20 protein-coding genes are annotated in these 21,255 nt (G+C 73.6%); 7 read left to right on the top strand and 13 right to left on the bottom strand.

Annotation, left to right across the window (positions count from 1 at the left end):
* Window positions 1-33 precede the first annotated feature (33 nt).
* The gene (gene dapA / locus QRN56_RS16425; protein ID WP_285104999.1) at window positions 34-1,002 is read right to left on the bottom strand and encodes a 4-hydroxy-tetrahydrodipicolinate synthase; all 969 of its coding nucleotides are present in this window, start codon (window positions 1,000-1,002) and stop codon (window positions 34-36) included.
* Between the two features lie 109 nt (window positions 1,003-1,111).
* Here dapA and QRN56_RS16430 point away from each other — a divergent pair, with 109 nt between their 5' ends.
* The 7 genes from QRN56_RS16430 (at window position 1,112) to QRN56_RS16460 (ending at window position 6,927) form a co-directional block, all read left to right on the top strand.
* Window positions 1,112-2,584: an NAD-dependent succinate-semialdehyde dehydrogenase gene (locus QRN56_RS16430; protein ID WP_285105000.1), complete on the top strand. Its 1,473-nt coding sequence runs from the start codon at window positions 1,112-1,114 to the stop codon at window positions 2,582-2,584.
* A 127-nt stretch (window positions 2,585-2,711) separates the two neighbouring features.
* Window positions 2,712-3,524, top strand: coding sequence for an AzlC family ABC transporter permease (locus QRN56_RS16435; RefSeq protein WP_285105003.1), 813 nt, complete (start codon window positions 2,712-2,714; stop codon window positions 3,522-3,524).
* Complete coding sequence (locus QRN56_RS16440) at window positions 3,521-3,841, top strand: AzlD domain-containing protein (protein ID WP_020016801.1); 321 nt, start codon at window positions 3,521-3,523, stop codon at window positions 3,839-3,841. The genes QRN56_RS16435 and QRN56_RS16440 overlap by 4 nt, the downstream gene beginning before the upstream one ends.
* 123 nt (window positions 3,842-3,964) lie before the next feature.
* Window positions 3,965-4,468 carry a GNAT family N-acetyltransferase gene (locus QRN56_RS16445; protein WP_285105005.1) on the top strand — a complete coding sequence of 168 codons (504 nt, stop codon included), beginning with the start codon at window positions 3,965-3,967 and terminating at the stop codon, window positions 4,466-4,468.
* Between the two features lie 103 nt (window positions 4,469-4,571).
* Window positions 4,572-5,039 carry a hypothetical protein gene (locus QRN56_RS16450; protein WP_285105006.1) on the top strand — a complete coding sequence of 156 codons (468 nt, stop codon included), beginning with the start codon at window positions 4,572-4,574 and terminating at the stop codon, window positions 5,037-5,039.
* A gap of 44 nt (window positions 5,040-5,083) precedes the next feature.
* A complete protein-coding gene (locus tag QRN56_RS16455) occupies window positions 5,084-5,632 on the top strand; it encodes a GNAT family N-acetyltransferase (protein ID WP_285105008.1) in 549 nt (182 codons plus the stop codon).
* On the top strand, window positions 5,629-6,927 hold the full coding sequence (locus tag QRN56_RS16460) for an MFS transporter (protein WP_285105010.1): 1,299 nt from the start codon (window positions 5,629-5,631) through the stop codon (window positions 6,925-6,927). The genes QRN56_RS16455 and QRN56_RS16460 overlap by 4 nt, the downstream gene beginning before the upstream one ends.
* Window positions 6,928-6,936: 9 nt before the next feature.
* On the opposite strand, the gene QRN56_RS16465 is transcribed toward QRN56_RS16460, so the two are convergent.
* The 12 genes from QRN56_RS16465 to rbfA all read right to left on the bottom strand — a co-directional run bounded on the left by QRN56_RS16465 (window position 6,937) and on the right by rbfA (window position 21,244).
* Complete coding sequence (locus QRN56_RS16465; protein ID WP_285105305.1) at window positions 6,937-7,380, bottom strand: tetratricopeptide repeat protein; 444 nt, start codon at window positions 7,378-7,380, stop codon at window positions 6,937-6,939.
* A gap of 101 nt (window positions 7,381-7,481) precedes the next feature.
* Window positions 7,482-8,255 (bottom strand): 4-hydroxy-tetrahydrodipicolinate reductase, encoded by a 774-nt coding sequence (gene dapB, locus QRN56_RS16470; RefSeq protein ID WP_285105011.1) that lies wholly within the window; start codon window positions 8,253-8,255, stop codon window positions 7,482-7,484.
* 89 nt (window positions 8,256-8,344) lie between these two features.
* Window positions 8,345-9,673 (bottom strand): M16 family metallopeptidase, encoded by a 1,329-nt coding sequence (locus QRN56_RS16475; protein WP_285105013.1) that lies wholly within the window; start codon window positions 9,671-9,673, stop codon window positions 8,345-8,347.
* 1 nt (window position 9,674) lies between these two features.
* Window positions 9,675-11,921 carry a polyribonucleotide nucleotidyltransferase gene (locus QRN56_RS16480; protein WP_285105015.1) on the bottom strand — a complete coding sequence of 749 codons (2,247 nt, stop codon included), beginning with the start codon at window positions 11,919-11,921 and terminating at the stop codon, window positions 9,675-9,677.
* Between the two features lie 222 nt (window positions 11,922-12,143).
* Window positions 12,144-12,413: a 30S ribosomal protein S15 gene (gene rpsO, locus QRN56_RS16485; protein ID WP_020016810.1), complete on the bottom strand. Its 270-nt coding sequence runs from the start codon at window positions 12,411-12,413 to the stop codon at window positions 12,144-12,146.
* Window positions 12,414-12,604: 191 nt separating this feature from the next.
* Window positions 12,605-14,530 carry a peroxidase family protein gene (locus QRN56_RS16490; RefSeq protein WP_285105018.1) on the bottom strand — a complete coding sequence of 642 codons (1,926 nt, stop codon included), beginning with the start codon at window positions 14,528-14,530 and terminating at the stop codon, window positions 12,605-12,607.
* Between the two features lie 117 nt (window positions 14,531-14,647).
* Entirely contained in the window at window positions 14,648-16,216 is a 1,569-nt protein-coding gene (locus QRN56_RS16495; protein ID WP_285105020.1) for a DUF6297 family protein, read from the bottom strand.
* Window positions 16,213-16,893, bottom strand: a complete 681-nt coding sequence (locus QRN56_RS16500; protein ID WP_285105022.1) for an ABC transporter ATP-binding protein — start codon at window positions 16,891-16,893, stop codon at window positions 16,213-16,215. Before QRN56_RS16500 ends, QRN56_RS16495 begins: the two co-directional genes overlap by 4 nt.
* 47 nt (window positions 16,894-16,940) lie before the next feature.
* On the bottom strand, window positions 16,941-18,374 hold the full coding sequence (locus QRN56_RS16505; RefSeq protein WP_285105024.1) for an ATP-binding protein: 1,434 nt from the start codon (window positions 18,372-18,374) through the stop codon (window positions 16,941-16,943).
* Between the two features lie 68 nt (window positions 18,375-18,442).
* Window positions 18,443-19,462, bottom strand: a complete 1,020-nt coding sequence (locus QRN56_RS16510; RefSeq protein WP_285105025.1) for a bifunctional riboflavin kinase/FAD synthetase — start codon at window positions 19,460-19,462, stop codon at window positions 18,443-18,445.
* A 114-nt stretch (window positions 19,463-19,576) separates the two neighbouring features.
* Window positions 19,577-20,656, bottom strand: coding sequence for a tRNA pseudouridine(55) synthase TruB (gene truB / locus QRN56_RS16515; RefSeq protein ID WP_285105028.1), 1,080 nt, complete (start codon window positions 20,654-20,656; stop codon window positions 19,577-19,579).
* 147 nt (window positions 20,657-20,803) lie between these two features.
* Entirely contained in the window at window positions 20,804-21,244 is a 441-nt protein-coding gene (gene rbfA / locus QRN56_RS16520; RefSeq protein ID WP_285105031.1) for a 30S ribosome-binding factor RbfA, read from the bottom strand.
* Window positions 21,245-21,255 lie beyond the last annotated feature (11 nt).

The following is a 21,255-nucleotide window of genomic DNA, read 5'->3' on the forward strand; positions in this document are numbered from 1 at the left end:
GTGGCCTCCAAGGCCTCGTTCCAACAGAAAGTTTCAGTGCCCGGCGGAGCTCGCCTGAGCGAGCTCGTTCACCTCGGGCTGGTGTGCGGTGTCGCCGGCGCGCAGCAGGCCGGCCTCGGCCAGCACCGCGCGCAGTGCGGCGACCTCGTCGTCCGTCGCGGCGACGTTCGGCAGACGCAGGAAGCGGTTGTCCGTGACGCCGAGGATCTCGACCGCCGCCTTGGCCATCACGGCCTGGGCGCCCGTGCCGTTCAGCGCGTCGATCACACCGGTCGTGGTGCGGAAGACCTCGATCGCCCCGGCGATGTCGCCGGCGTCGAACCGGCGGACCGTCTCCGCGAAGTGAGCGCCGACCACGTGGGCCGACACGGACACGATACCCGCACCGCCGACACTCAGGAACGGCAGCAGCAGGCCGTCGTCGCCGGAGTACCACGCCAGGCCGGTCTCACCGATGAGCTTGCTCGCCGCGTAGACGTCGCCGGTGGCGTCCTTGTTCGCGACGATCCGGGGGTGCCGGGCCAGGCGCCGGTAGGTCTCGGGCGCGATGCGCACCACGGTGCGGCCGGGCACGTCGTACAGCATCACGGGCAGGTCGGTCGCGTCGGCGACGGCCACGAAGTGCTGGTAGAGCCCCTCCTGGCTGGGCCGCGAGTAGTACGGCGAGACGACGAGCAGGCCGTCCGCACCCGACTCCGCGGCCTGCTCGGCCATGCGGATCGCGTGCACGGTGTCGTTCGAGCCGGCGCCCGCCACGACCGCGGCACGGTCGCCCACGGCCTCCACGACGGCGGCGACGAGCTCCTCCTTCTCGGGGGTGTGCGTCACGGGCGACTCGCCGGTGGTGCCGGACAGGACGATGCCGTCGTTGCCGTCGTCCACGAGCTTCTTCGCCAGCTTGACCGCTGCCTTCAGGTCCACGGCGCCCTCGGGCGTCATCGGGGTGACCATGGCAGTCAGGACCGCGCCGAACGGGCGCGCGGGATCAGTGGGAAGAACCATGGCCCTACCGTACCGTTCTCCGCCCCGTCACCGGGCTTGTGGCCGCCGACCCGCCGGGCCGTTCCACGCGGGGTCCCGACGCGCTTGCGCCGACATGGATACTCGGAATATGACGGCGACGACGCTCTCCCCCGCCCTCGTGGCGCACCTGCCCACCGGACTGCTCATCGACGGGCACTGGGGCCCCGCGTCCGGCCGCGCCACGTTCGAGGTCACCGACCCGGCGACGGCCCAGCCCATCTTCGACGTCTCCGACGCCACCCCCGAGGACGCCGTGCGCGCCCTCGACGCCGCCCACGCCGCGGCCCCCGCCTGGCGCGCCGTGGCCCCGCGCGAACGCTCCGAGCTGCTGCGCGCCGTCTTCGAGCGCCTGGTGGCCCGCGCCGACGACATCGCCGCGCTCATCACCGCCGAGGCGGGCAAGCCGCTGGCCGAGGCGCGCGCCGAGGTGGTCTACGGCGCCGAGTTCCTGCGCTGGTTCGCCGAGCAGGCGGTGCGCGCCGACGGCCTGGTGCGCACGGCGCCGTCGGGCGGGAACAAGCAGTACGTGAGCCGCCGGCCCGTGGGGCCGTCGCTGCTCATCACGCCCTGGAACTTCCCCATCGCCATGGCGACCCGCAAGATCGCGCCCGCGCTCGCGGCGGGCTGCACCGTGGTGGTCAAGCCGTCCGAGCTCACCCCGATGACGACCCTGCTGGTGGCGGAGATCATCCGCTCCGAGGCCGAGCGGCGCGGGCTGCCGACGGGCATCGTCAACGTGGTGCCGACCACGCAGGCCGGCGCGGTCACCGAGCCCCTGTTCGACGACCCCCGCCTGCGCAAGGTCTCGTTCACCGGCTCCACCCGCGTGGGGCAGGTGCTGCTGGCCCAGGCCTCGAAGAACGTGCTGCGCAGCTCCATGGAGCTGGGCGGCAACGCACCCTTCGTCGTGTTCGAGGACGCCGACCTCGACGCCGCCGTGCAGGGCGCGCTGATCGCCAAGCTGCGCAACGCGGGCCAGTCCTGCGTCGCGGCCAACCGGTTCCTGGTGCACGACGCCGTCGCGCGCACCTTCGCGGACAAGCTCGCCACCGCGGTGGGCGAGCTCGTGACCGCCCCAGGCACGCAGCCCGGCGCGCAGGTGGGCCCGCTCATCAACGAGGCCGCCGTCGAGAAGGTCTCGGGCCTCGTGGACGACGCCGCCGCGCACGGCGCCCAGGTGCTCACCGGCGGCTCCCGCCTGGAACGCCCCGGCCACTTCTTCGAGCCGACGGTGCTCACCGGCGTCAGCGGCGACGCGCGGGTCGTCACCGAGGAGATCTTCGGCCCGGTGGCCCCGATCGTGGCCTTCGGGTCCGACGACGAGGCGTACGAGCTGGCCAACGGCACCCCGTTCGGCCTGGCCGCCTACGCGTACACGACGTCGCTCGCGCGGGCCCAGCGCGCCATGGACGAGATCGAGGCCGGGATGATCGGTATCAACCGCGGCCTGGTGTCCGACGCGAGCGCCCCGTTCGGCGGCGTCAAGGCCTCCGGCCTGGGCCGCGAGGGCGCCGAGGCGGGTATGGAGGAGTACCAGGAGACGGTGTACGTGGCGCTGTAGCGGGCGGCGCACCGCCCTGTGCGGGCAGCGCACGACCCCGCGCGGCCGGCGTCGCGGCCCGGGGGCGGTGGCGTCCGGCCCGCGGGCGCCGTGCCGGGCCGGTCCGGTGACCACGTAGCCTCACCACGTGAAGGTCCTTCCCACCGACCCGGCGGCCCGGGCCGCCGTCCGCCAGGGCGTGAGCGTCTCCGTGGCGACCGGCCTGTACGGCATCTCGTTCGGCGCCCTGTCCGTCGCGGCAGGCGTCGGCCTCGGCCCGACCATGGCCCTGAGCCTGCTCATGTTCTCCGGCGGCTCGCAGTTCGCCCTCGTCGGCGTGATCGGCGCGGCGGGCACGCCCGTGGCCGCGATCGCCACCGCCACGCTCCTCGGCCTGCGCAACACCCTGTACGGCGCGGTGGTCTCGCCGCTGCTCCAGGTGCGCGGCTGGCGCCGGCTCGCGGCCGCGCAGGTCACCATCGACGAGTCGACGGCGGTCGCCGTGGCCCAGCCGGACCACGCCACGTCCCGGATCGGTTTCTGGGTCACGGGCATCGGCGTCTACGTGCTCTGGAACGCGTTCGTGCTGCTCGGTGCGCTGGCCGGCGACGCCCTGGGCGACCCGCGGGCCTGGGGGCTGGACGCCGCGGCTGCCGCCGCGTTCCTCGCCCTGGTCTGGCCCCGGCTGGCGCCGCGCCGCGCACAGCTCGTGGCCGGGCTCGCCGTCGTCGCCACCACGGCGCTCATCCCGTTCGTGCCGCCGGGCATCCCCGTGCTGGCGGCGGCCGCCGTCGCGATCGTCGTGGGGCTGGTCGCACCGGCGGCGCCGACGTCGGTGGCGCCGCAGGCCGACGGTGCGCCGTCCGCCGTGCCCGGCGACGCGTTCGCCGACGACGTGCCCGCCGACGAGGCGTCGACCGACAGCCCCGAGAACGAGACCGACCGGGAGCCCGCCCGATGACCACCGCCGCCCTCTGGACCACCGTGCTCGTGGCCTCGCTGGCCTGCTTCGCGCTCAAGCTCGGCGGGCACCTCGTGCCGCGCTCCTGGCTCGCCTCGGAACGCGTCTCCCGCGTCACCACGCTCGTCACGGTGGCGCTGCTGGTCTCGCTCGTCGTGGTCCAGGGCTTCGCCGACGGCCGCACGCTCGTCGTCGACGCCCGGGTGCCCGCGCTCGCGGTCGCAGCCCTGGCCCTCGCCCTGCGCGCCCCGTTCATCCTGGTGGTGGTCCTGGCGGCGGCCACGGCCGCGGGCCTCCGCGCCCTCGGCTGGGGCTGACCGCCCCGGGCCACGGCCCGGCCCACCGGTGTTGACCACAGTGGTTCCTGCCACGGGCAGGCCGGCTCCGGCAACAGCTGCTGTGGTCGACGCCGCCCCCACGGCGGGCGCTAGGGTTCTGTGATGGCCCTGTTCCGCGAGACCGCAGACGTGTCCGTCCGCCCCGCCGTCGCCGGTGACGAGTCGGCGGTGACCGACGTGCAGGTCGCGTCCTGGCGTGCAACCGGCGTGCTGGGCGAGGGGGTGCTCGAGGCGCTCGACGTGCCCGCCATGCGCGAGCGCTGGGCCTCGGCGATCACCGCGCCGCCCGGGCCGGGGTTCGCCGTCCTCGTGGCGCTCGCCGGGCCCAAGGTGGTCGGGTTCGCCGCCGTCTCCCCCGGCCAGGTGCTCTCGCTCGAGGTGCTGCCCGAGGCGCAGCGCGGCGGGCACGGCTCGCGACTGCTGGCCGCCGCCGTCGACCGGCTCCGCGCGGACGGTTCCGACACCGTCACCACGTGGGCACTGGTCGACGACACGGCTCGCGCCGCCTTCCTGAAGGCCAGCGGCCTCGGCGAGGACGGCCGCAGCCGTACGCTCGCGACGGGCGTGCGCGAGGTCGTCGAGCACCGCTGGTCCGCCCAGATCTGACGTCGTCCCGGCACGCGGCCCGTCCCGCCGTGTTCGGCAGGCGAACTCCAGGTTTCACGCCCGCGTGACAGTCCCGTGACACGGCCTTGCGACCATCGGCGGCATGGGGATTCGCACGGAGTACTTCGCAGCTCCCACCGACGAGGTGGCGGCGACGGCGCTCCACGCGCCCGGCGGGCCGTCCGAGCCCGACCTGCGCACCGACCAGCCGCGGTTCGACTCCGTCGCGGTGCCGGCCGTGGACCCGTTCGTGATGCTCGGCGGGCTGGCCGGTGTACTGTCCGGCCGCCCGTACGCGGAGGTCACGGCGCACCCGCGCCACGGTGCGCTCGTCGGCAGCGGCGGCGAGGAGGGGCCGTGGATCGTGACGGTCGCCCAGACCCTCGTGGACGACCTCGCCTCCGCCGGCCCGACCCGGCTCGCCGAGGCCGCCCGTGAGTGGTCCGGCACGACGACACACGCAGTGTCCCCGCAGGCCCTCGTCACGGCGCTGCTCTCCCTCGGGGCGCTCGCCGCCCGCGCGGCCGACGAGCGGCTCGGGATGTACTGCTGGACGAGCCTCACCGACTGACCGACTGACCGAAGGAGCACCGCCGCGCCGGGTACCGTCGCACCGTGACCGACTCCCTCGACACCCGCCCCGTCGTCGTCCGGCGGCTCGGGCCGGACTCCCCCACCGCCGGACTGGTCGCCCTGCTGACCGCCTACCACCTGCGCACGGAGGAGGAGAAGGGCGTGCCCGTCACGGACAAGGCAGCCCTGCCCGCCCGCTACCGGGCGGAGATCGACGACCCCCGCACCGCTTTCGCCGACGACGTCGTGCTGCTGGCGCACAACGGCGACGCCGCCGTCGGCTGTCTCGTGGTCACCACGTCCTCCGACGGGCGCGCCGAGCTGAAGCGGCTCTGGACCGACCCCGGGCTGCGGGGCCGCGGTGTGGCCTCGCGGCTCGTCGGCGCGGCGCTGGACCACGCGGCCGACGCCGGCCTCGGCACGGTCGCGCTCTCCGTCTGGCGGTGGCGGGTCGGCGCCATCGGCCTGTACGAGAGGCTGGGCTTCGCCGTCGTCGAGCCGTGGGACGAGCGGGAGGATCTCGTCTGCATGGAACGCAGCGTGGAAACATGGCGCGACCCGGGCCGCCGAGGTGCTTCACTTTCCCGGTGAACCGCACCCGCAACCCGCTCTGGCGGACCTTCGTCGAGCTCCGTGGCAACCCTCGCGCCTGTGTGTGGACCGAGCCGCTGTGGGGGCTGTCCATGGCCCTGGTGCTGCCCTACGCGTCGGTGTTCATGCTGGCCCTGGGCCTGCACGACGAGCAGATCGGCCTGCTCGCGACCATCGCCATGATCTCCCAGGTCGGCTTCGGGCTGGCGGGCGGCATCATCACCGACCGGCTCGGGCGGCGAGCCACGACGGCGTGGTTCGACGTGATCGCCTGGGTGATCCCGTGCCTGCTGTGGGCGTTCGCCGAGAACTTCTGGTTCTTCCTCGCGGCGTCGCTGGTGAACGGCGCCCTGCAGGTGACGCAGAACTCGTGGGACTGCCTCATGGTCGAGGACGCCGAGCGGGGCCAGATCACCCGGATCTACTCGCTGGTCAAGGTCGCGGCCGACTGCTCGGCGCTGTTCGCGCCGCTGGCCGCCCTGCTGGTCGCCCAGCTCGGGCTCGAGCCCGCCGTCCGCATCCTCTACATCAACGCCGCGATCGTGATGACGGTGAAGATCGTCTGGCTCTACCTGTGGTCGAAGGAGACCCGGCAGGGCGAGGTCCGCAGGGCCGCCACCCGCGGGCACAGCGTGTGGCGCCTCCTGGCCGGGTACCGCGGGGTGCTCGGGCTGCTGCTGCGCTCGCGCGGGTCGCTCCTGGCGCTGGCCGTGGCCGCGCTGACGGCGGCGGTCACGCTCGTCAACGGCACGTTCTGGCAGGTGGTGGCGAGCCAGCACCTGAACGTGCCGGACGCGCTGCTGCCCTTCTTCCCGATGGTCCGCTCGGTGCTGTCGGTGGTCTTCTTCTTCACGCTCATCCCGCTGCTGACCACCGCCGTGGACCTCCGGCGCGCCACGCTGCTGGGGTTCGGGGTGCACCTCGCCGGGCAGGTCGTGCTGGTCGCGATCCCCGCGTCCGGTGGGGCGGCGACGGCGTCGACGTACGCGTTCCTCGGCCTGTGCCTCCTGCTGGACAGCTTCGGCGCGGGCATGCTGTTCATGCTCTCGGAGTCCCTCGTGGCGCTGCACGTGGACGAGGCCGAGCGGTCACGCGTGATGGCGATCCAGCGCACGTGCATCATGCTCGCCGCGGCGCCGTTCGGCTGGATCTCCGGCTGGCTCTCCGGGATCGACCGCACCTACCCGTTCATGCTCACGTCGGTGCTGCTCGTCGCCGGGCTCGTGCTCGTGGCGGTGCGCTGGGTGCCGACGCACCCGGGGGTGGAGGCCGCACCGGCGTCCGAGGCCGCCTGACGCCGGACGTCAGGCGGTGCGGAACAGGCGCGACGCGCGCCGCAGCGCCTCACGGGCGCGGCGGCGGTCGCCCGACGCGTCGTAGGCGAAGGCCAGGTGGTACCAGGCGCGCCAGCTCTCGGGCGACGCCTCGACGGCCGCGCGGTACGGCCCGAAGGCCTCGTCGGCCGCGGACCGGTCGATGCGCCCGCCGGGCGAGCGCGGGAGGTCGTCCACGGGGAGGTCGCCCTCGGCGAACAGCGTGTCCGCCATGCGCTGGACGGTCGCCGCGAGCCAGTACTCGCGCGCGATCAGCCCGATGACCAGCAGCGGGATGATCAGTACGCCCAGGCCGATGGCGATCAGGACCGGCTCGCCCGTGCGCATCATCGAGACGCCGCGGCCCGCGATCTGCCACACGTACAGCGCGAGCAGCGCCGTCACGGCGATGGCCCCGGGCAGTCCCCGGGGCAGCCTCCGGCGCGACGGCGACGACGGCGTCGGCTGCGACGACGGCGGCGTCGGCTGCGACGATGGCGGCGTCGGCTCGCCCGAGCGCTCCGGCACGGGCTCGCTCACGACAGGTCCAGCACGTTCTCGAGGCCCACGGTCAGCCCGGGGCGGGACACCACGGAACGGATCGCGAGCAGCACGCCCGGCATGAACGAGGCCCGGTCGAACGAGTCCTGCCGGATCACGAGCTGCTCCCCCTCGTTGCCGAACAGGATCTCCTCGTGCGCCACGAGCCCGCGCAGCCGCACGGCGTGCACGCGCACCCCGTCGATGTCGGCGCCCCGGGCCTCCCAGCCCGTCTCGGTCGCGTCCGGCGACGGGCCGCGGCCGGCCTCGGCACGCGCCCGGGCGATCGCGGCGGCGGTGTGCCGGGCGGTGCCCGACGGCGCGTCCACCTTGTTCGGGTGGTGCAGCTCGACGACCTCGGCCGACTCGAAGTAGCGCGCCGCCTTCGCGGCGAACGTCATGGCCAGCACCGCAGAGAGGCCGAAGTTCGGGGCGATGAGCACGCCGAGCGCGCTCGTGCTGCCCCGGCCCCCGGGCGACAGCTCCGCGAGGTGCGCCGAGACCCGCGCGCGGGCGGCGTCGTCCCATCCCGTGGTGCCGACCACGGCGTGCGCGCCGGCGTCGAGCACCGCGTGCACGTTGGCCTCGGTGACCGCCGGCACGGTGAAGTCCACCGCGACGTCGGCCCCGGCGAGGGTCTCGGCGGAGACGGTGTCGCCGCGCCCGAGCCGGGCGACGAGCTGGAGCCCGTCGGCAGCCTCGACCGCGGCGCAGGCCTGCGTGCCCATGCGCCCGGTCGCCCCGAGCACGGCCACCTTGATGTCACTCACGATCTACACCCTAGTTCCTCGGTGAGTGCTGGATCTTCGCCCTTTTTCGTGTGCCAGAAGGGCGAAGATCCCGCACTCAGCGGTGCGGTTCAGTTGTCGAACGGGCCCACGCGGACCACCGAGCGCGGCCGCGCCGCGAGGTCCTGCGCCAGGTCCTGCACATCGGCGGCCGTGACCGCCTGGATGCGCTCGAGCGACTCGGCCAGCGACAGCAGGTCGCCGTACACGAGCTCGGCCTTGCCCAGGCGGCTCATCCGCGACCCGGAGTCCTCCAGGCCGAGCACCGTGCCGCCGGAGAGCTGCCCCACGGACCGCTTGAGCTCGGCCTCGGTGATGCCGTCGTGCGCGAGCTTCTCGAGCTCCTCGACCAGCAGCTCGGTGACCTGGTCCGCCTTGGCGGACGCGCAGCCCGCGTACAGGCCGAACGTGCCGAGGCCGCCGTGCGCCGAGGCGAACGAGTACGTCGAGTACGCCAGGCCACGCTTCTCGCGGATCTCCTGGAACAGCCGCGACGACATGCCGCCGCCGAGCACCGCGTTCAGCACGGACAGCGCGAACCGCCGGTCGTCCGTGGCCGAGATGCCGGTGGAGCCCACGATGATGTTTGCCTGCTCGACGGCGCGCTTCACGGTCAGCTCGGCGCCCATCTCGGGTACACCGGCCCGGTCCTCCGTGGAAGGGCGGCGGTCGCGCGGCCGCGTCGCGGCGTCGAGCTCCCAGCCGCCGTCGGCCAGGGCCTGGGTCACCTGCTGCACGAGCTTGTCGTGGTCGATGCCGCCCGCCGCCGTGACGACCAGGGTCTCCGGCCGGTAGTTCCAGCGGTAGTGGTCCCAGACGGCGTCACGCGGGACGGCGTTGATCGTCTCCGGCGTGCCGCCGATGGGGCGGCCCAGCGCGTGGTCGCCCAGGACGACGGCGGAGAACTGCTCGTGCACGACGTCGGTCGGGTCGTCGTCGTTCATCGCGAGCTCTTCGAGGATGACGCCGCGCTCGGTCTCGAGCTCGTCGGTGTCCAGCCGCGCGGAGGTGACCATGTCGGAGATGACGTCGACCGCCATCGGCAGGTCGGAGTCCAGCACCCGCGCGTAGTAGCAGGTGTGCTCCTTGCCGGTGGCCGCGTTGGCCTCACCGCCGACGGCGTCGAACGCCTCGGCGATGTCCATCGCGGACCGGCGTGCCGTGCCCTTGAAGAGCAGGTGCTCCAGGAAGTGCGTCGAGCCGAAGTGGCCGTCGGTCTCGTCCCGCGAGCCGACGCCGATCCAGGCGCCCACCGTGGCCGAGCGCTGGCCCGGCATGTTCTCGGTGAGCACACGGACACCGCCGGGCAGGACGGAGCGACGGATCGTCGCGCCGTCCTGCCCGGCGGTCAGCTCGGCACCGGGCTCGCCCGTGGGTACGAGCGGCAGGTGCCACGTCATGTCAGGCTTCCGCGGGTGCAGCAGCCTCGGCGGCCGGCTCGGCGGCGTCGGCCTTGGCCGACTCCTCCTCGTCGGTGACGGCGACCAGCGAGAGCTTGCCGCGCGGGTCGATCTCGCCGATCTCGACCTGGACCTTCTGGCCGATGGACAGCACGTCGTCGACGTTCTCGACGCGCTTGCCACCCACGAGCTTGCGGATCTGGCTGATGTGCAGCAGACCGTCCTTGCCCGGGGACAGCGAGATGAAGGCGCCGAACGACGTCGTCTTGACGACGGTGCCGACGAACCGCTCGCCCACCTCGGGGACGTGCGGGTTGGCGATCGCGTTGATCGCCGCGCGGGCGGCCTCGGCCGAGGGGCCGTCGGTGGCACCGATGTACACGGTGCCGTCGTCCTCGATGGAGATGTCCGCGCCCGTCTCCTCCTGGATCTGGTTGATCATCTTGCCCTTGGGCCCGATGACCTCGCCGATCTTGTCGGTCGGGACCTTCACCGTGATGACGCGCGGGGCGTTCGGGGACATCTCGTCCGGGACGTCGATCGCCTCGGCGAGGACCTCCAGGATCGTGAGGCGGGCGTCGCGCGCCTGGCCCAGGGCGGCCGCGAGGACCGACGCCGGGATGCCGTCGAGCTTGGTGTCGAGCTGGATGGCGGTGACGAACTCCTTGGTGCCGGCGACCTTGAAGTCCATGTCGCCGAACGCGTCCTCGGCGCCCAGGATGTCCGTCATCGCGGCGTAGCGGGTCTCGCCGTCCACGGTGTCGGACACGAGGCCCATGGCGATGCCGGCGACCGGGGCGCGCAGCGGCACACCGGCGTTCAGCAGCGACAGCGTGCTCGCGCACACCGAGCCCATGGAGGTCGAACCGTTCGAGCCGAGGGCCTCGGACACCTGGCGGATCGCGTAGGGGAACTCCTCGCGGCTCGGCAGGACCGGCACCAGGGCACGCTCGGCGAGCGCGCCGTGGCCGATCTCGCGGCGCTTCGGGCTGCCCACGCGGCCCGTCTCACCGGTCGAGTACGGCGGGAAGTTGTAGTTGTGCATGTAGCGCTTGCGCGTCTCCGGACCGAGCGAGTCGATCTGCTGCTCCATGCGGAGCATGTTCAGCGTGGTGACACCCAGGATCTGGGTCTCGCCGCGCTCGAAGATGGCGGAGCCGTGCACGCGGGGCAGCACCTCGACCTCGGCCGAGAGGGTGCGGATGTCCGCGAGGCCACGGCCGTCGATGCGCACGCCGTCGGTCAGCACGCGCTGGCGCACGAGCTGCTTCTGGAGCGAGCGGAACGCGGCCGACAGCTCCTTCTCGCGGCCCTCGAACTGGCCGTCGAGCTGCTCGTGGACGGTCGCCTTGATGCCGTCGAGCGTGTTCTCACGCTGCTGCTTGTCGGCGATGGTCAGCGCGTCGCGCGTCGGCGCGGCCACAGCCGCCTCGACGGCGGAGTACGCGTCGGCCTGGTAGTCCGGGAAGAGCGGGAACTCCTGCGTCTCCTTGGCGGACTGGCCGGCGAGCGCGGCCTGCGCGTCGCACAGGGCCTTGATGAACGGCTTGGCCGCCTCGATGCCCTCGGCGACGACCTCCTCGGTCGGCGCGGCGACGCCCTCGTTCTTGATGAGGGTCCACGCGTCGTCCGTGGCCTCGGCCTCGATCATGGCGATCGCGACGTCGTCACCGACGACGCGACCGGCCACGACCATGTCGAAGACCGCGCGCTCCTTGTCGGAGTACTTGGGGAACGCGACCCACTGGCCGTCGATCAGCGCGATGCGGACGGCGCCGACCGGGCCGTCGAACGGCAGGCCGGAGATCTGGGTCGACGCCGACGCGGCGTTGATGGCCAGCGTGTCGTAGGCGTCGTCCGGGTGGATCGCCATGACGGTGATGACCACCTGGACCTCGTTGCGCAGGCCCTTGACGAACAGGGGGCGCAGCGGGCGGTCGATCAGACGGCAGGCCAGGATGGCCTCGGTCGAGGGACGGCCCTCGCGGCGGAAGAACGAGCCGGGGATACGGCCCGCGGCGTACATCCGCTCCTCGACGTCCACCGTCAGCGGGAAGAAGTCGAACTGGTCCTTGGGGTGCTTGCCGGCCGCGGTGGTCGACAGCAGCATGGTCTCGCCGTCGAGGTACGCGGCGACGGAGCCGGCGGCCTGCTTGGCGAGGCGTCCGGTCTCGAACCGGACGGTGCGGGTGCCGAAGCGACCGTTGTCGATCACGGCCTCGGCGAACTGGATCTCGGGACCCTCCACGGGTGCCCTCCTTCTCTCGGTGTTCTCTTGGAACGCCCCCGTGCCCGACGGTCATCGATCGAGGCCCACCGAGCCGCCGCTCGCGTAGAGCGGAAGAGACTCGGGAAGCCACTACCGAGGACCGGACGAGGTCACGGGCGGCGCGGTTGAGTTGTCGTACTACAGCATCTCACCAGACCAGCCCGGCCCCCGCGACGGGGGCCGGGCTGGTGGGAAGCATGATCAGCGACGCAGGCCGAGCTTGTCGACCAGGGCGCGGTAGCGCTCGATGTCGATCCCCTTGAGGTAACCCTGGAGACGACGGCGCTGACCCACGAGGAGCAGCAGACCACGACGGCTGTGGTGGTCGTGCTTGTGCTCCTTCAGGTGCTCGGTGAGGTCCTTGATGCGCTGCGTGAGGAGCGCGATCTGCACCTCCGGCGAACCCGAGTCGCCCGGCTTGGTTCCGTACTCGGAAATGATCTGCTGCTTGGTGGCAGTGTCGAGCGGCATGGCTCTCCTTCGGTGTTGTTGCGCGGTGCTCCGGGACTCATTCACCGGGGCGCTCTGGATCCGCGGCCGTTCTGACGGCGGTACCACATTACCAGTGCTGAGCGCCCCCGCCCGACTCGGGCCCCGAGACCTCCACCACGTGTCAGACGTCCAGGTCACCCGGGTGACCTGGACGTCTGACACGGACGAGCTCACGCGCCGTCGTGGCCCGCGTAGCCGTCGCCGTTGCGGCGGAAGAGCGGGAGCCCCGCGTCGTCCTGCCCGATCGGGAAGACCCCCGCAAAGGCCAGGAGGTCCGAGATCGTCGTGATGAGACGACGGTCCTCGAACCGGACCCCGTACGCCGGCGTCCAGTCGCGACCGGGGCGCCGCAGGAACGACTCGTCGTCCAGCCGCAGCAGGTAGACGAACGTCTCCGCCAGGATCCGGCTGCCCACCTCGCCCAGGAAGTTGCCGTTGCCCTGGACCTCGGCCTCCTTGAGCACGTAGTACCAGAGCGGCGTGCCGTCCAGGGCGTCGAGCGCCGCCACCACCTCGGGTGACGCGTTCTGCCGCAGCTGCGTGGGCGTGAGCGGGCGGGCGCGCAGCTCCTTGGCCACGGCCTCCCCCGTCGGGATCGCCAGCATGTAGCCACGCAGCAGGTTGCGCTGCGCGAGCTGCTTGAGGAGCGCCTTGATCGGCTCGGCGGCCGTGTTGCCCTCGTTCAGCAGGTGGCCCAGCCCGTCCGCGAGGAACGGGTCGATCTTGCGGGCCATGCGGAACGCCAGGGGGTCACCCTTGTCGGTCAGCCGGGGCCACTCGACGGGCCAGTTCGACGGCAGCACCGGCGACGGGTTCGCAGGGTTCGGCGACAGCCCGCCGTTGCCGGTGAACTGGAACAGCTGGTCCAGCCTGGCCACCCCGCCCGGGCCGTTCCCCGTGAAGTTGACGTTGAAGTCGTAGGCGCCGCGCACCATCGAGTGCCCGAACCGGAACGCCGCAACCGCGAACTCCAGCGGCATCGACACCCGTCGCGCGGGACGGAACAGCGTGGGCCCCGTGGCCAGGACCGAGTCCAGCACACCGGGCTTGGTCAGCGTGCGCAGGTAGTCGTTCACCACCAGCCACTGGTAGTGGAACCGGACGAGCTGTTGCGCCCGGTCGAACAGCTCGCGCTGGGTCGTGGCAGACCACGGCTCGTGCTCTGCCACCCAGTCCACGACGGCGTTGTGGAACCGGATCATGGCCACGTGGAACTGCGCCACGATCAGGTTCTCGTCGTTCCGGCTGTCCGGGATGAGCGGCATGCGCTCGCTGCCCGCCTCGGTGCTCCGCGGCAGGTCGCGCTGCGGGTCGTCGCCAGGGGCCACGAGCGAGAACGGTCCGAACGGCTCGGTGCCGATCCGGCCGAGCCGCAGCTTGGCCGAGTCCGGTACGTAGGCCGCCTCGCTGCGCGTGGTGCCGCGGTCCTTCTCGCCCGCGAACCGCGGCCCCGAGCCGTACAGGCTGTCCAGGTCGAGCAGCGGGACGCGCCCGTTGTGCAGGCTGCGGCGCACCACGTCCGGCGTGAACACGCGGAAGGGGTCGTTCACGATGTCACCCAGCGCCTGGTCGCCGCGCGGGCCGCTGTCGTCGTCCGGACCGTTCGTGTTGAGCGTGATGTCGTGGTCGATGAACTGGCCCCAGTACGTGTAGATGCTGGGGATCGTGGAGTCGCGCGGCGGCGCGGCCGGCGCCGGCGGCGCTCCCGGGGCCGGGGCCGGCGCCGGAGCCGGCGCCTCGATCATGCCGGCGCCGAGCCGCATGAGGGCGTCCCGGGTGCCGGCCACGCGGTCGCCCACGGGCAGGTGCGCGTCCGGGAACTCGCGGGCGAGGTCGCGCAGCAGGTAGTCGAACGACGTCGTCGCGTCGAACCGGTGCTCCCGCAGGTCGCGACGGACTGCCGCCTCCGTGCGCGGCATGAGGGTGGCCGTGCTGTCTCGCGGGTCCTCCGGAGCGTCCGGGTCGGCGGGTACGAACACGCCGCCGTGGCCGATCCGTCGGACCGTGCGGCCGGCCGGCGTCTGCGCCAGGTCGACCGCCTCGTGCGGTGAGTGGTTCGGGTCGCCCTGCGGCGGCGCCTGGGTGGGCTGGACCATGGGTCTCTCCTTGCTGGGGGTGACGGCCTTCCACCAGAGACGGAGTGACGCGGGTCACAGCCACGTACACCCCGGCACGTGAATGCTCGCTGGCCTGGGCGAACGGCCGGCGCGATGTCAGCGCGCCGCGCGCCAGACCGCCGCGGCGGCCGCCACCACCTGCGCGACGACGAGCGCCGGCGTCACGCCCGTCACGACGGACAGCGCGAGCGGGAGGGTGCCCAGCAGCGCCACGTCCGGCCCCTTGAGCTGGTGCAGCACCAGCCCCGTGGGGAGTGCGCCCGCCGCGGTGGCGATCATCGGCACGTCCCAGGGCACCGGCCCGCGGTAGGCCGCCCGGACGGCGGCGGCCCCGAGGACGACGGCGGCGGGCGCGGCCACCGCGAGCCACGACCCGCCCCCGCTCACGACGGCCACGAGCAAGAGCACGGCGGCCGCGGCGAGCACCGGCCACACCGTGCGGACGGCGCGGGTGGCCCGGGCGCCCAGCGGCACCAGGGCGTCCAGCCGCGGGTTCTCCCCGGCCGCGCGCGGCCCGCCGGCGCCCGCGAGCGCCCCCGCGTACCCCACGCCGGCCAGCACGGCCCAGAGCCCGATCCCGTCGGCGAGCGCGGGTACCTGCACGGCCACGGCACCGGCGGATGCCAGCGCGAGCAGCGCGGCGAGGGCGGCCGGCGAGCGCAGCAGGAGCGTGGCGTCCGCCGCGAGCAGGGCGCCCGCCGGGCCGCGCGCGGTGCCGGGCAGCCAGGCGAAGGTGCGCGCCGCCGTCGGCCCGCTGCCCAGGGCGCGGCTCACGCCGCCGCCGTCGAGCGACAGGAGGGCGGCGGAGGCCTGCATCGCCGCCGACGCGCGGGCGCGCAGCTCGCCGGCCCGGAGCCGGTCCAGGCCGCGCACCCAGACCACGAGGGTGCCGACGCCGGCGGCGGCCAGCGCCGCGGGCACGCCCCACGGCACGGTCCAGGCGCCCCATGCGGGCGCCCAGAGCGCGAGGCCGAGGCCGGCCACCGGTACGGCGGCGAGCAGCAGGTCGAGCACCCGTCCCGGCAGGCTGCCCGACGTCGCCCCGCTCACCTGGAGCGCGCCGGTACCCGCGACGACGAGCAGCCCGAGGGCTGCGCCGAACGCCGCGTCCAGGCCGATCCCCGCGAGGCCGACACCGGCCAGCACCGCGGGCGCGCCGCCCACGACGAGGCCCGCGCCGACCCCGGCGAGCAGCGCGCGGACCACCGAGGGTGAGGTGAGCCCCGCCCGGTCGGCGGGCGTCGGCGCCCACCAGCGCACGCCGGCCGCGGGCAGGCCCCCGGGGCCGAGCCGCAGCGCCACGGCCGTCCCGGCCACCGCCGCGAGCGCGAGCACGAGGGCCTGGATCAGGCCGGGCCCGAGTCCGAACGCGGTCGCGTCGGAGCCGAGCAGCTCCCGCACCGGGCCGCCGAACCCCCACAGGTACAGGACGACCAGGGCGAGCGAGATCGCCACCTCGGCGACGTCCAGCGCCACCCGGCCGGGTTCGGCCGGGAGGTTGTGCGCCCGCACGCGCGCGGTCAGCCGGCGCAGCTCGGCGCCGGTGAGGCTCTCGTCGTCGGTCGCGGCGAGCCGCGGGAGCCCATCCGCACGAGCGGCGGTCCCGGAGCGTGCGGCCGTCCCGGAGGAGGCGGCGGTGCCGGCGTCGGGCGCCTCGCCCGTCACCGGAAGCCCGCCAGCACGCCCGGCGCCTCGGCGGGCTCCAGCAGCACGACGTCGTCGTCGGACAGGAGCACCGCGCTCGCGCCGGTCGCGGCCAGGAGCCGGTCGTCGTGCGTCGCGAACAGGACCGCCGTTCCGGCCTCCGCCTCGGCGCGCAGCGTGTCGCCCAGCCGGGCCCGCATCGCGGTGTCGAGGCGCTGCTCCGGCTCGTCGAGCACGAGCAGGTCACGCGGTCGCACCAGGGCGCTCGCCAGCAGGAACCGGCGCCGCTGCCCCGACGAGAGGGTGTGCGGCATGGCGCTCGCGCGCTCCGTGATGCCCACGTGGTCGAGCACCCGGTCGGTGACGGCGCCGGCGTCCGGCACGCCGTGGCCGCGCGCGGTGAGCACGAGGTGCTCGCGGACGGTCACGCCGGGAAAGAACGCGTCGTCGTCCAGCACGCCCGCGACGCGGGCGCGGAACCGCCGCTCCCGCTCGTCCACGGCCCGGCCGAACGCGCCCACCGTCCCGGACAGCGGCTCCTGCAGGCCGAGCACGGTGCGCAGCAGGGTGGACTTGCCGGTGCCGTTGGCGCCGATCACGGCGACGATGTCGCCGGCCCCCAGCGTGAGGCTCACGGGCGCGCAGACGGCGTTGCCGCCGTACCCGACCACCAGGTCGGACAGCTCGAGGTACGTCATGTCCACCTCAACGCGCGAGCGGCCGGAAGATCTCCCGCCGTCGGGCCTCACCTCCAGGCCGCGACGATCTCCTCCGGTCCCCAGTGCGCCGCCAGCGGAAGACCGGCGTCGAAACCGCTCCGGGCCACGGCGACCAGGGGCGTGTCCTCGTCGGTTCCCGGCACGACACCGCGTGCGCGGGCGAGCTCGTCCAGCTCGTGCCGTCCGAAGGTGTCGGCCTCGTACCACTTCACGGAACCGATGAACTCGACCCGTCGTGCAGTCGGAGCACGGTCGGCACCGACCAGGTCCACCTCCGGGTTGTTCTGCCTGTTCCACCATCCGCCGACAGCCTCGACGTCCGGCCATCCGGAGCCGAGCAGGATCCGCATCAGCGACTCCCGGACGAGCGGCTCCACCGCCCTGCCACGCCACGTGCTCCACGATCGCTCGATGCGGTCGAGGGCCAGGTCCCCACGCCCCCGCTCGACGAGTGGGATGGCGCGGCGCAGGAAGGCGAGCCAGAAACGCAGGTAGGGATCCCCGAGGCGGTACCGCTTGTTCTTCGTGTCCGACGACGTCGACAGCGGGAGGTCGGTCTCGACGATCCGCTTGGCCTCCAGCGTTCTGAGCAGGGGGTTCAGGGTGCCGGCCGGCAAGGTTCCCGAGCTCCCTGCCGCGGCGGCGATGGCCGAGAACGTCCGCTCGCCGTCGCCCACGGCCTCCAGGATCGCCCTGCTGCGCGAGGACTCCGGGAACTCGCCGAGCAGCGAGAGCTCGCCGGCGACGAGAAGCGGCGAGAGCGGGTCGCCGAGCGCGCCGCGGAGGAACTCGACCCGTGGCTGGCCGGATGCCCAGGTCCGGACGATCTCGGGGAATCCACCGGTGATCAGGTGCGCGTCGATCGCGTCGGCGGCGCTCAGGCCTGCCATCGCCTGGACGTCTGCCGGATTCAGTGGCGCGATGTCGATCTTGGTCGCACGCCCGAAGAAGGGTCGGCCGTAGGTCTGCAGCGCCTCCATGACCGACAGGTCGCTGCCGATGAGGAGGAGCAGCACGGGCTTCTGCGACAAGTGCTGGTCCCAGACCGTCTGGAGTGCCCCCTCGAACTCCGAGTCCTGCTCGACCAGCCAGGGCACCTCGTCGAGGACGACGACTGTCGGCCTGTCGCCCGGCAGTACCTCGGCGAGCGCGCGGAGCGTGCCGTTCCAGTCCGGTGGGCTCAGGTGCGCGAAGATCTCAGGCACGCGCAGGCTCGACTGGGTGAGCGTGGCGAGGAACTCTCGCCGCTCGGCCATTGCGTTGCGCCCCCGCGTCGCCTGGAACACGAGATAGTCACGTCCGCTGCGATCACAGAACTCCTGCGCCAGACGCGACTTGCCGACGCGCCGCCGGCCGGTCATGATCAGCGCCTTGCCTCGCGTGGTGCCCGTCCCTGCCTCGACACCGTCCAGCAGACCCGCGAGCTGGCGCAGGTCCGAGTCGCGTCCGCGAAACTCCATGCCGCCTCCGCAAACTAAGATCGGATCTTACTAAGATTGAATCTTAGTTTACGGAGACCGCATCCGCCCTACGGCCGCAGGATCTTGCGGGCCCGCGCCACGTCGTCGTTCATCTGGGCGATCAGCGGCTCCATGCCGTCGAACCGCAGCGTGGGACGCAGGTGCGCCACGAACTCGAGCACGACCGTCTGGTCGTACAGGTCGAGGTCGGTCCGGTCGAGCACGTAGGCCTCGACGCGGCGCTCCACGCCGTCGAACGTCGGGTTGGTGCCGACGGAGATCGCGGCGGGCAGGATCTCCTCCTGCCCGAGGCCCGCGCCGGAGGCGGTCGCCCGGTCGTGCTCGGGCCCGGCGAGGCTCGCGCACGTCGCGGCCGTGCCGCGGCGCAGCCAGCCCGCGTAGACGCCGTCCGCCGGGACCAGGCCGGTGATGTCGCCGAGGTTGGCGGTCGGGAAGCCCATCTCGCGGCCCCGCGCGTCGCCGTGCACCACGGTGCCGCGCACGAGGTGCGGGCGGCCGAGCACGTCGGCGGCCTGGTCGACGTCGCCCTCGGCGAGCAGCGCGCGCACCGCCGTCGACGACCACCGCTGGTGCCCGTCACCCTCGCCGGCCGAGTCACCCACGTCCTCGATGGCCACGACCTCGAACCCGTGCTGCCCGCCGAGCTCCACCATGGTGGCCAGCGTGCCCGCGTTCTGCTTGCCGAAGCGCACGTCGTGCCCCACCACCACGGTGCGGGCGCGCAGGCCGTCGACCAGATAGCGGGACACGAACTCCTCGGGCGTCTGGGCGGCGAAGTCGAGGGTGTAGTTCACCAGCAGGGTCGCGTCGAGGCCGGTGCGCTCCATGAGCGCGAGGCGGTCCTCCAGGCCCGTGATCAGCTCCGGGGCCGAGTCGGGCCGGTGCACCGCGGAAGGGTGCGGATGGAACGTCACGGCGACGGCGCTGGCCGCGTCGCTCCGGGCGAGCCGGAGGATGCGGTCGAGCACCGCCTGGTGGCCGCGGTGGACGCCGTCGAAGTTGCCGATCGTCACCACTGATGGCCCGAATCCCGGGGGAACCTGTTCCAGGTCCGTCCACAGCTGCACGCGGGTTGCTCCTCATGAATCGGGTGGCGCAGGCGCTAGGGCCGCTCGCGCGACATCCGCACCGGTCGTCAAGCGTAGCCCGACCGGGGCCGTGCCCGGCGCGCGCCGGCCCGGTCAGGGCGCGGGTTCGAGCACCAGGACCGGCTTGGCGAGGCTCTCGCCGCGGCGCCGCGTGTCCTCCAGCAGCGCCACGAGCGTGCCCGACGGCGACAGCGCGGCCACGACCTCGGCGCGCCCCGACGGCTCGACCCACTGGCCGTAGCCGAGCGCGCGCACCTCGGCCTCGTCGAGCTCGCGCACCGGGAACGTGCCGCGCGCGGCCTCGGCGAGCGGGAGCGTGGCCAGCGTGCCGTCGGCGTCGGCCTGCGCCTCCAGCTCCTCCAGCGTGCGGGCGCCGGCCAGGGGGTAGCCACCCACGCGGGTGCGGCGCAGCGCGGTCAGGTGGCCGCCGGTGCCGAGCACCGCGCCGAGGTCGCGGGCCAGGGCGCGCACGTAGGTGCCGGACGAGACGGTGACGCGCACGTCGACGTCGACCACAGGCACCTCCCGGGTGGGGCCGGCGCCGGGTTCGGCGGCCGTGGGGGCGACACCCGGCTCCGCGGAGGGGTCCGCGGACGCGGGGTCGTCCACGGCGGTGTCCCCCAGGTCGCCGTCGGGCACCACGGCGGTGGCCGCCCGGACGTCCAGGACCTCGAACCGGGAGACGGTGACCGGCCGTGCCTGGAGCGCGACCTCCTCCCCGGCGCGAACCCGCGCGTAGGCGCGCTTGCCGTCCACCTTGATCGCGGACACGGACGTGGGCACCTGCAGGATGTCGCCCGTGAGATCGGCGACCGCGGCGTCCAGCGCCGCCCGGTCCACGCGCCCGACGGCGTCCTGACCGGCCACGGCGGCGACCGTGCCCTCGGCGTCGTCCGTGGTCGTGGCCACGCCCAGCCGGATCGTGGCGTCGTAGTCCTTGTCGGCGCCGACCACGTACGTGAGCAGGCGCGTCGCCTTGCCGATCCCGAGCACGAGCACGCCGGTCGCCATCGGGTCGAGCGTGCCGGCGTGGCCGACCTTGCGGGTCCCGGCCAGGCGCCGCATCCGCCCGACGACGTCGTGGCTGGTCCAGCCCTGCGGCTTGTCGACCACGACGAACCCGTCGGCGGCCGTGGGACGGCGCGCGGGAGCCTGCGAGGTGGGAGAGGTCATGGGTCCCAGTATCGCGCGGCTCAGGAGTGCCGCGCGGCGTCGAGGTCGGCCTTGGTCAGGACGACGCCGCCTGGCCCGACCGGAGCGTGAATGTCCCGGTCAGGCGGCAGGCGGCGGCGATGTCACGCGCGAGCGTGGGGTCGGAGGTCACTCGGCCTCGGCGTCGTCCTCGCGCGGCTTCTTGTAGGGGTCCTCGTCGCCCGCGTACCGGGCACCGGCACGCAGCGCCTCGAGCTCGGCGTCACGCTTGCGGGCCTCGATCAGTGCGGCGTCGAGGTTCGCGGCCGTGTCGGGCACGGAGTCGAGGTGGAACTCGAGGGTCGGCGTCAGGCGGATACCCGTCTGCTTGCCCACCTCCGAGCGGATCAGGCCGGTGGCGCTCTTCAGCGCCGCGGCCGTGCCCTCGCGGTCCTCGTCCGAGCCGTAGACCGTGTAGAACACCGAGGCGTTCTGCAGGTCGCCGGTGACCCGGACGTCCGTGACCGTCACGAAACCGAGCCGCGGATCCTTGATCCGCGTGTCGATCATCTGCGCGACGATCACCTTGATGCGGTCGGCGAGCTTACGAGCCCGCGGGTTGTCGACCATGGTCCAGTCCT

The sequence above is a fragment of the Promicromonospora sp. MEB111 genome (assembly GCF_030209445.1).
Lineage (GTDB): Bacteria > Actinomycetota > Actinomycetes > Actinomycetales > Cellulomonadaceae > Promicromonospora.

Excerpts from the sequence above, each read along its gene's own strand:
- QRN56_RS16445 (WP_285105005.1), top strand. The coding sequence starts at position 3,965 with ATGGCCCTGTTCCGCGAGACCGCAGACGTGTCCGTCCGCCCCGCCGTC.
- QRN56_RS16500 (WP_285105022.1), bottom strand. The coding sequence starts at position 16,893 with ATGACGTACCTCGAGCTGTCCGACCTGGTGGTCGGGTACGGCGGCAAC.
- QRN56_RS16475 (WP_285105013.1), bottom strand. The coding sequence starts at position 9,673 with ATGACGTGGCACCTGCCGCTCGTACCCACGGGCGAGCCCGGTGCCGAG.
- rbfA (WP_285105031.1), bottom strand. The coding sequence starts at position 21,244 with ATGGTCGACAACCCGCGGGCTCGTAAGCTCGCCGACCGCATCAAGGTG.
- dapA (WP_285104999.1), bottom strand. The coding sequence starts at position 1,002 with ATGGTTCTTCCCACTGATCCCGCGCGCCCGTTCGGCGCGGTCCTGACT.
- QRN56_RS16440 (WP_020016801.1), top strand. The coding sequence starts at position 3,521 with ATGACCACCGCCGCCCTCTGGACCACCGTGCTCGTGGCCTCGCTGGCC.
- truB (WP_285105028.1), bottom strand. The coding sequence starts at position 20,656 with ATGACCTCTCCCACCTCGCAGGCTCCCGCGCGCCGTCCCACGGCCGCC.
- rpsO (WP_020016810.1), bottom strand. The coding sequence starts at position 12,413 with ATGCCGCTCGACACTGCCACCAAGCAGCAGATCATTTCCGAGTACGGA.
- QRN56_RS16450 (WP_285105006.1), top strand. The coding sequence starts at position 4,572 with ATGGGGATTCGCACGGAGTACTTCGCAGCTCCCACCGACGAGGTGGCG.
- QRN56_RS16505 (WP_285105024.1), bottom strand. The coding sequence starts at position 18,374 with ATGGAGTTTCGCGGACGCGACTCGGACCTGCGCCAGCTCGCGGGTCTG.
- QRN56_RS16430 (WP_285105000.1), top strand. The coding sequence starts at position 1,112 with ATGACGGCGACGACGCTCTCCCCCGCCCTCGTGGCGCACCTGCCCACC.
- QRN56_RS16490 (WP_285105018.1), bottom strand. The coding sequence starts at position 14,530 with ATGGTCCAGCCCACCCAGGCGCCGCCGCAGGGCGACCCGAACCACTCA.